A 7,733-nucleotide genomic window follows, 5' to 3' on the forward strand; every position below is an offset into this window, starting at 1 on the left:
GAAGCCGGGGCCGGGGCGCTACCGCCAGTTCTACCAGTGCGACGCGGACACCGTGGGCGCGGCCAGCGTGGCGGCCGACGCCGAGATCTGCGCCATGCTCGTCGACACGCTCGAGGCCGTGGGCATCCCGCGCGGGGACTATGTGGTGCGGGTGAACAACCGGAAGGTGCTGAACGGCGTGCTGGAGGTCATGGGGCTGGCTGACGAGGAGCAACGCGCCGACGTGCTGCGCACCATCGACAAGTTCGACAAGGTGGGGGAGGCCGGGGTGCGCGAGCTCTTAGGCAAGGGCCGGCGCGACGCCTCCGGCGCCTTCATCGAGGGGGTGGGGCTCACGCCCGAGCAGGCCGAGCCCGTCGTCGCCTTCCTCACCTCGCGCGGGGAGACGGCGGAGGCGACGCTCGCCAACCTCGCGGCGGCGGTGGGCGAGAGCGCGGTGGGCGCCGAGGGCGTCGCGGAGCTCCGCCAGATCTCGGAGCTTCTGGAGGCCCAGGGCTACGGACCCGACCGCATCGTGATCGACCCCTCGGTGGTGCGCGGTCTCGGCTACTACACCGGCCCGGTCTACGAGGCGGAGCTCACCTTCGAGATCCGTGACGACAAGGGCCGCCCGCGGCAGTTCGGCTCGGTCGCGGGCGGCGGGCGTTACGACGACCTCGTCAAGCGTTTCACCGGGCAGGCGGTGCCGGCCACCGGCGTCTCGATCGGGGTGGATCGCCTGCTGGCCGCGCTGCGCGAGACGGGGCGGGTCGGGCACGCCGCGGCCGCCGGGCCGGTCGTCGTGACGGTGATGGACCGCGAGCGGATGGCCGATTACCTCGCCATGGCGGCGGACCTGCGTGCCGCCGGCATCCGCGCCGAGGTCTACCTCGGCAACCCGAAGAACTTCGGCAACCAGATGAAATACGCCGACCGCCGCGGCGCGCCGGTGGCCGTCATCGCGGGCGAGGACGAGCGCGCGCGCGGCGTCGTGCAACTCAAGGACCTGATCCTCGGCGCGCAGATCGCCGAGAGCGCGACCCTCGAAGAGTGGAAGGAGCGCCCGAGCCAGGTGGAGGTGGCGCGCGGCGATCTGGTGGCGGAGGTGCGCGCGATCCTCGCCGCGCACGGCCTCGGCCCCTCCGAATGACGCCCGCGTCCGCCGACACCCGCGCGGCGACCCGTGCGGAGGCCGCCCGCCTCGTCGCGCGCTTCGAGGCCGCGGGCGCGCGGGCGGTGGACTGCGCCATCCTGCAGCCCGCCGACACGCTGCTCGACCTTTACGGCGAGGACATCCGCGCGCGGGCCTACACGACGCACGACCCGCTGCGCGGCGAGCGCATGCTGCGCCCGGATTTCACCGTGCCGGTGGTCGAGATGCACATGGCCGAAGGCGCGGAACCCGCGCGCTACACCTACGCCGGCGAGGTCTTCCGCCGGCAGGAGGACGACCCCGACCGCGCGAGCGAATACATCCAGGCGGGCTACGAGGTCTTCGACGGCGCCGATCCCACGGCCGCGGAGGCGGAGGTCTTCGCCCTCTTCGCCGAGGCGCTGGCGCCGCTCGGCCTGCGCGCCGCGACGGGCGACATCGGGCTGCTGACGGCCGCCGTGCAGGGGCTGAGGACGACCGATCGGCGCAAGGCCGCGCTCCTGCGCCACATCTGGCGCCCGCGCCGCTTCCGCGATCTGCTCGACCGCTTCGCGGGGCGCAGGCCGGTGCCGACCGCGCGGGTCGCGCTTCTGAACGACCCGGAGCCGATGGCACATGCCGGGCCGCTCCTCGGCCTGCGCTCGGAGGCGGAGATCATGGCCCGCGTCGCCGCGCTGCGCGAGGACGCCGCGGCGCCGCCCGTCGCGCCTGAGGAGGTGGCGGGCCTCGACGCGCTCCTGGACGTGCGCGACGCCGCGCCGCGCGCGCTGGACCGGCTGCGCGGGATCGCGCAGGAGATGCCGGCGATCCTGCCGGCGGTCGACCGGCTCGCCGCGCGCCTCGCCGCCCTCGCCGGGCATGGCATCGACGTCGACCGCCTCGACTTCGAGGCGAGCTACGGGCGCACCTCGATGGAGTATTACGACGGCTTCGTCTTCGGCTTCTACGCGGAAGGGCGCGACCTTCCGCCCGTGGCCTCGGGCGGGCGCTACGACGCCCTGACGCGGCAGCTTGGGCGCGGCGCGGCGATCCCCGCGGTGGGCGGCGTGATCCGCCCCGGACTGACGCTGGCGCTCGGGGGGGCGGCATGACGGTGAAGCTCGCGGTGCCCTCCAAGGGCCGGATGATGGAGCAATGCGCCGAGTGGTTCGCCGCGCGTGGCGTGACGCTGGCGCGCAGGGGCGCCGAGCGCGAATACTCCGGCGCGGTTGAAGGGGCCGAGGGCGTGGACCTCGTGCTGCTCTCGGCGGGCGAGATCCCGCGCGAACTCGCGGCCGGGCGCGTCCACCTCGGTGTCACGGGCGCCGACCTCGTGCGCGAGACGCTCGCGCGCTGGGAGACGCGGGTCGAGGCGCTCGCCGGGCTCGGCTTCGGCCGCGCCGACCTGGTGATCGCCGTGCCCGACGCCTGGGTGGACGTGGACACGCTCGACGATCTCGACATGGCGGCGGCGGATTTCCGGGCGGCGCACGGCCACCGCCTGCGGATCGCCACGAAATACCACCGCCTCGTGCGCGAATTCCTGCGCGCGCATGGCGTCGCCGATTACCGCCTCGTCGACAGCCAGGGCGCGACCGAGGGGACCGTCCGCAACCTGACCGCCGAGTCGATCGCCGACATCACCTCCTCCGGCGAGACGCTCCGCGCCAACCACCTGAAGATTCTCTCCGACGGGCTGGTGCTCCGGAGCGAGGCGACGCTCTACCGGTCCCGCGCCGCCCAACTGGAGCCGGAAGACGACCGCGCGATGGCGGCGCTGTTGGAGACGCTCGGGCTCGGATGAGGGCCGATCGGGCCCGGGGTGTCACAACGCCGGGAGAGCACACGGCCGTTTCTCGAAAAGCCGCGGCTTACGGCGACTCCGGTCCCTGAGGGCGTCCATGGACGACAGGCTCGATATTTCGGACGCGACCGTGCGGGCGCTGCTGCGACGAGATGCGGTGGACCTGGCCGACCTGCCTCTCGAGCGGCTCGTCCCGGGCGGCTGGGACAACCGCAGCTTCCGGCTCGGCGACGGCTACGTCCTGCGGTTTCCCGCCGCCGCGCGTTACGCCGCGCAGGTCGCACGGGAGGCACGCTGGCTGCCCGTGCTCGCGCCGAAGCTGCCCCTGGCTGTACCGCAGACCGTGTGCACGGGATGCCCGGGCTTCGGCTATCCCTTCCCCTGGGCCGTACGACGCTGGATCGAGGGAACCGTGGCGGGGCCGGAACAAGCCCGGGATCCGGCCTTCGCGGCCACGCTGGCAGACGGACTGACGGCGCTTCAGGGGGTGCCGTCGGAAGGCGGGCCGGCACCGGGCGTCGGGAATTTTCACCGCGGTGGCGAGCTCCGTGTCTATCGCGGAGAAACGGCAGCCGCGCTCGACCGGATCGGCGCGTCGGGCGCCGGTGGAGCGTCGGTCTGGGCCACCGCCGAGGCTGCGGACGTCGCGGGACAGCCACGCTGGGTGCACGGAGACGTGGCACCGAGCAACTTGTTGCTCAGGCGCAGGCGCCTCGTTGCGCTGATCGATTTCGGGCAGATGGCCGTGGGCGATCCGGCCTGCGATCTCACGATCGCATGGACCTTCTTCGAGGGGCCCGCGCGGCAGGTCTTCATGGCCCGGATGGATGCGTCCGAGGCCGACTGGGCGCGAGCGCGCGGTTGGGCGCTCTGGAAAGCCGCGATCACGCTGGCCGGAGGCAAACCTGCACCGCCGGGCCAACGCGCGGCGGCGGCCGTCCTCGCCGACGTGATCGCCGAGCACCGCGCGGGCTGAATGCGCTCACTCCTCCAGGTGCACCGTCACACGACGGTTCTGGCGGCCCTTCTTCTCGATCTTGCCGAGGCGCAGGCGCCCGATCTCGCCGGTGCGGCGGACATGCGTGCCGCCGCAGGGCTGAAGGTCGACCTGTTCGCCACCGTCTCCGATGCGGATCAGGCGGACGTGGCCCGCGCCGGTGGGCGGCGCGACGGACATCGTCTTGACGAGGCCCGGGTCGGCGGCGAGTTCGGCATCGGTGATCCAGTCCTCCGAAACCGGCAGGTCGCGCGCGACGAGGGCGTTGAGGTCCGCCTCAAGCGCCGCCTTGTCCTCCGGCGCCTCCGGCATGTCGAAGTCGAGCCGCCCCTTCTCCGCCCCGATGGCGCCCCCGGTCACCGGAAGCGGCAGAACCACGGAGAGAAGGTGCAGCGCCGTGTGCACCCGCATGTGCGCGTGCCGGCGATCCCAGTCGAGCGTCTGCTCGACCTCCGTGCCCGCGGGCGGCGGCGTCTCGCCCTCGGCGGGAACGAGCACGATCTCGCCCGCCGCGCCCTTGACGGTCGTCGCCACGGCCATGCGCCCGCCGGGCCAGGCGAGATGCCCGCTGTCGCCGGGCTGCCCGCCGCCCGTGGGATAGAAGAGGCTCGCGTCGAGCACGAGGCCGCCCTCGGGCGTCAGGCGCTCCACGCGGGCCGGCGCGGTGCGGGCGTAGGCGTCTTCGTGGTAGAGTTGTCTGGTCATTGGCCGTCTCCCTCTCCGTCGCCTGTCTCGGGCACGCCGGCGGGCCGCTGGGGCGGCGGCGGGCCGGCCTCGCCCGACGCGGGCCGCGCGGCGGCCAGCGTCTCGGGATTGCGGAGCCAGACGTCGCGCTGCGCGAAGGGAATCTCGACCCCCTCCTCCGCGAAGCGGCGCGCGATGGCGTGATTCAGGTCGGACTGCACGTTCATCACCCAGTTGACGTCGCGCAGGATGGCGCGGATCTCGAAATCGAGCGAGTCGGCCCCGAAGCCCCGGAAGAGGACGAAAGGCGCAGGATCGAGCAGGACCATGGGATGGTCCTCGGCCACGTCCTGCAGGATGCGCTCCACGGTGCGCGTGTCGGTGCCATAGGCGACGCCCACCGGCACGATCACCCGCCCGATGGTGTTGCCGCGGGTCCAGTTGGTGACCACGCCGGAGACGAGATCGGCGTTCGGGATCACGACATCGGTGCGGTCGAAGGTCTCGATCCGCGTCGAGCGCACGGAGATCTTGCGGACGTAGCCCATGCTGCCGCCCACCTCGATCCAGTCCCCCTCGGAGACCGGGCGCTCGATCAGCAGGATGATCCCCGAGACGAAGTTCGAGACGATGTTCTGCAGGCCGAAACCGATACCGACCGAGAGCGCGCCGGCGACGATGGCGAGCGACGAGAGGTCGAGCCCGGTGGCCGAGACCGCGATGAGCGCGGCCAGCAGGATGCCGATGTATCCCGTGCCCGAAACGATCGCCGTCTGCGCGCCCTTGTCGAGCCGCGTGCGGGGCAGGATCGAGTTTCGCAATCCGCCCTGAAGTGCGCGGGTGGCGACATATCCCAGCGCGAACACCGCCACGAGGGCGACGAAATCCGTGAGCGAGATGCGCGTCTCGCCCATCTGGATCCCGTCACGCAGCCGGGCCCAGAGATCGGCCAGCTCCGAGGTGCGCGCGCCCCAGATGAGCGCGAGCACCGGCAGCGCCGCAATGGTCAGCGCCATGCCGGCGAGCACCGGGAAAAGCCCCTCGCTCGCCGTGTCGCGGCCGGTCACGAGATGGTCGAGGTCCTGCACGAAGCGCTGCAGGATCAGCACGAGCCCGCCGAGCGCCATCGACGCGACCCAGGGCTGAATGAGGAGCGCCGCGTTCAGGTAGCCGACGGCCGCGAGCAGCGGCGCGACGGCGCCGATGACCATGGACAGCGTGCCGAGCGTCCGGATCGCGCGCAGCTCGAAGCCGATCCCGGCCTCGGGCTCCACCCCGCGCCGGTAGCTTGCGAGGATGCGGCCGAGCCGCACCAGCACGAGACCGATCGCCACGATGAGAGGGAACTGAAGCACCGCCTCGGTCGCCGGCGGAAGCGCTTCCAGCACCACGATCTGGGAGGTCACCAACTGCAGCACGACCAGCAAGGCGAGCAGCGTCGCATACCAGCGCGCCTCCGCGCGCCAGCCGCTCTCGAGAAGGACGATCGCATCCGCGTCGCGCGCGTCGAAGAGGCGCCGCCCCAGCCAGCGGAAGGCGAGGAGCAGCCCGAACGCCCAGGGCAGGAACCCCAGAAGCTGTGTCAGGTTCTGCCCTGCCAGTCCCGTCAGAAGCAGCGCCCTGACGAGGGCCGCGAAGCCGAGAAAGGGCAGGACGATATGGCCGATCGAGATCAGCAGCGACCAGACGCCCGTGCCGCGCTTCGAAGCGCTTCGCATCCGGTCGCCCAGCGCCTCCACCCAGTGATGGCCGCGGGCGAGCAGGACGAGACCGATGGCGACGAGCAGAACCGCCGCCGGCAATCGGTTGCGCGCCTCTGTCAGCCGCGTTTCGGAGGTGATCGTGCGCGCCGTCTCGCGCTGGAGCGCGTGCAGGGCCTCGCGCAGGTCCGTGATGCCCGCGGGCCAGTGCATCGGATTGAGCGGCGTCGGCCCGAGCGCGCGCAGATCGTCGATCTGACGCCCGCGGAGCAGCGCGTCGATCTCGGTGATCAGCCCGTTCGCACGGGTGAAGGCCTCGTCCGCGCGGACCACCGGCGCGCGCGCCTCGGCCAGGCGCGCGCGCAACTCGGCGCGCCGCTCGGCGACCTCGCGCGGCTCGCTCTCGCCCTCCTCGGGCGGCGGTCCGAGCGCATCGAGTTGCGAGCGCAGCGTCTCGATGCGTGTGGCGTTGATGCCCTGCGCGTCGAGGAACTGGTCACGCCAGCCCGCGATCCCGGCCCGCAGGCTTTCGAGCGCCGCGTCCGAGGCCTGCGCACGGTCCACGACCGTCTCGGCCCGCTGGGCGAGGCGATCCCAGGCTTCGTAATCCGGCGGCTCCTGCGCGGCGGCCGCGCCGATCGCGACCCACAGACCGAGCAGGAACGCCGCTGCGAGACCCGCAGCCCGATCGCGGAAGCTCATTCCGGCGCCACCGCCACGTCGGGCATGTCGACGGCGTCCCGCTCCATCCAGCGCGGGACCGGCAGGCCCTTCTCACGCAGGAAGGCGGGATTGAAGAGCTTGGACTGATAGCGCGTGCCGTAGTCACAGAGGATCGTGACGATGGTGTGCCCCGGCCCCATCTCGCGCGCCATGCGCATGGCGCCCGCGACGTTCACGCCGGACGACCCGCCGAGGCAGAGCCCCTCGCGCTCCAGCAGGTCGAAGGCCACCGGCAGCGCCTCCTCGTCCGGGATCTGGCAGCAGAAGTCCGGGGTGAACCCCTCGAGGTTGGCAGTGATCCGCCCCTGCCCGATACCCTCGGTGATCGAGCTGCCCTCGGACTTGAACGCGCCGGTGGTGTAGTAGCTGTAAAGCGCCGCGCCCATCGGGTCGGCGAGGCCCATCTTGACGCCGCGCGGCTGCAGGGCCTGCGCCACGCCGGCGAGCGTCCCGCCCGAGCCCACGGCGCAGATGAAGCCATCGACCTTCCCCTCGGTCTGCGCCCAGACCTCCGGGCCGGTGCTCTCGACATGCGCCTGCCGGTTGGCGACGTTGTCGAACTGGTTGGCCCAGATCGCGCCCTGCGCCTCGGACTGCGCGAGCCGCTCGGCGAGGCGGCCGGAATAGCGGACGTAGTTGTTGGGGTTGCGGTAGGGCGCCGCCGGCACCTCGACCAGTTCCGCGCCGGCGAGGCGGATCATGTCCTTCTTTTCC

General features: G+C 72.4%; 7 protein-coding genes. 4 read left to right on the forward strand and 3 right to left on the reverse strand.

Annotation, left to right across the window (positions count from 1 at the left end; all coding sequences use genetic code 11):
• The 4 genes from ACESL7_RS10355 to ACESL7_RS10370 all read left to right on the forward strand — a co-directional run.
• On the forward strand, nt 1-1,129 hold a 1,129-nt coding region (locus ACESL7_RS10355; protein WP_372893248.1), incomplete at its 5' end, for a histidine--tRNA ligase.
• Complete coding sequence (locus ACESL7_RS10360) at nt 1,126-2,223, forward strand: ATP phosphoribosyltransferase regulatory subunit (protein ID WP_372893249.1); 1,098 nt, start codon at nt 1,126-1,128, stop codon at nt 2,221-2,223. The genes ACESL7_RS10355 and ACESL7_RS10360, both read left to right, overlap by 4 nt.
• The gene (gene hisG / locus ACESL7_RS10365) at nt 2,220-2,915 is read left to right on the forward strand and encodes an ATP phosphoribosyltransferase (RefSeq protein ID WP_372893250.1); all 696 of its coding nucleotides are present in this window, start codon (nt 2,220-2,222) and stop codon (nt 2,913-2,915) included. The genes ACESL7_RS10360 and hisG overlap by 4 nt, the downstream gene beginning before the upstream one ends.
• 97 nt (nt 2,916-3,012) lie before the next feature.
• Nucleotides 3,013-3,891, forward strand: a complete 879-nt coding sequence (locus ACESL7_RS10370; RefSeq protein WP_372893251.1) for an aminoglycoside phosphotransferase family protein — start codon at nt 3,013-3,015, stop codon at nt 3,889-3,891.
• A 6-nt stretch (nt 3,892-3,897) separates the two neighbouring features.
• On the opposite strand, the gene ACESL7_RS10375 is transcribed toward ACESL7_RS10370, so the two are convergent.
• The 3 genes from ACESL7_RS10375 to ACESL7_RS10385 all read right to left on the reverse strand — a co-directional run.
• Nucleotides 3,898-4,617 (reverse strand): alanyl-tRNA editing protein, encoded by a 720-nt coding sequence (locus tag ACESL7_RS10375; protein WP_372893252.1) that lies wholly within the window; start codon nt 4,615-4,617, stop codon nt 3,898-3,900.
• Nucleotides 4,614-6,998: a DUF3772 domain-containing protein gene (locus ACESL7_RS10380; RefSeq protein ID WP_372893253.1), complete on the reverse strand. Its 2,385-nt coding sequence runs from the start codon at nt 6,996-6,998 to the stop codon at nt 4,614-4,616. The genes ACESL7_RS10375 and ACESL7_RS10380 overlap by 4 nt, the downstream gene beginning before the upstream one ends.
• Nucleotides 6,995-7,733, reverse strand: a 739-nt coding sequence (locus ACESL7_RS10385; protein ID WP_372893254.1) for a cysteine synthase A, incomplete at its 5' end; no start/stop codon positions are given. The genes ACESL7_RS10380 and ACESL7_RS10385, both read right to left, overlap by 4 nt.

The sequence above is a fragment of the Rhodosalinus sp. genome (assembly GCF_041685465.1).
In the GTDB taxonomy this organism is placed as follows: Bacteria; Pseudomonadota; Alphaproteobacteria; order Rhodobacterales; family Rhodobacteraceae; genus Rhodosalinus.

Coding starts and splice junctions, on each gene's coding strand:
- ACESL7_RS10360 (WP_372893249.1), top strand. CDS start 1,126: ATGACGCCCGCGTCCGCCGACACCCGCGCGGCGACCCGTGCGGAGGCC.
- hisG (WP_372893250.1), top strand. CDS start 2,220: ATGACGGTGAAGCTCGCGGTGCCCTCCAAGGGCCGGATGATGGAGCAA.
- ACESL7_RS10370 (WP_372893251.1), top strand. CDS start 3,013: ATGGACGACAGGCTCGATATTTCGGACGCGACCGTGCGGGCGCTGCTG.
- ACESL7_RS10375 (WP_372893252.1), bottom strand. CDS start 4,617: ATGACCAGACAACTCTACCACGAAGACGCCTACGCCCGCACCGCGCCG.
- ACESL7_RS10380 (WP_372893253.1), bottom strand. CDS start 6,998: ATGAGCTTCCGCGATCGGGCTGCGGGTCTCGCAGCGGCGTTCCTGCTC.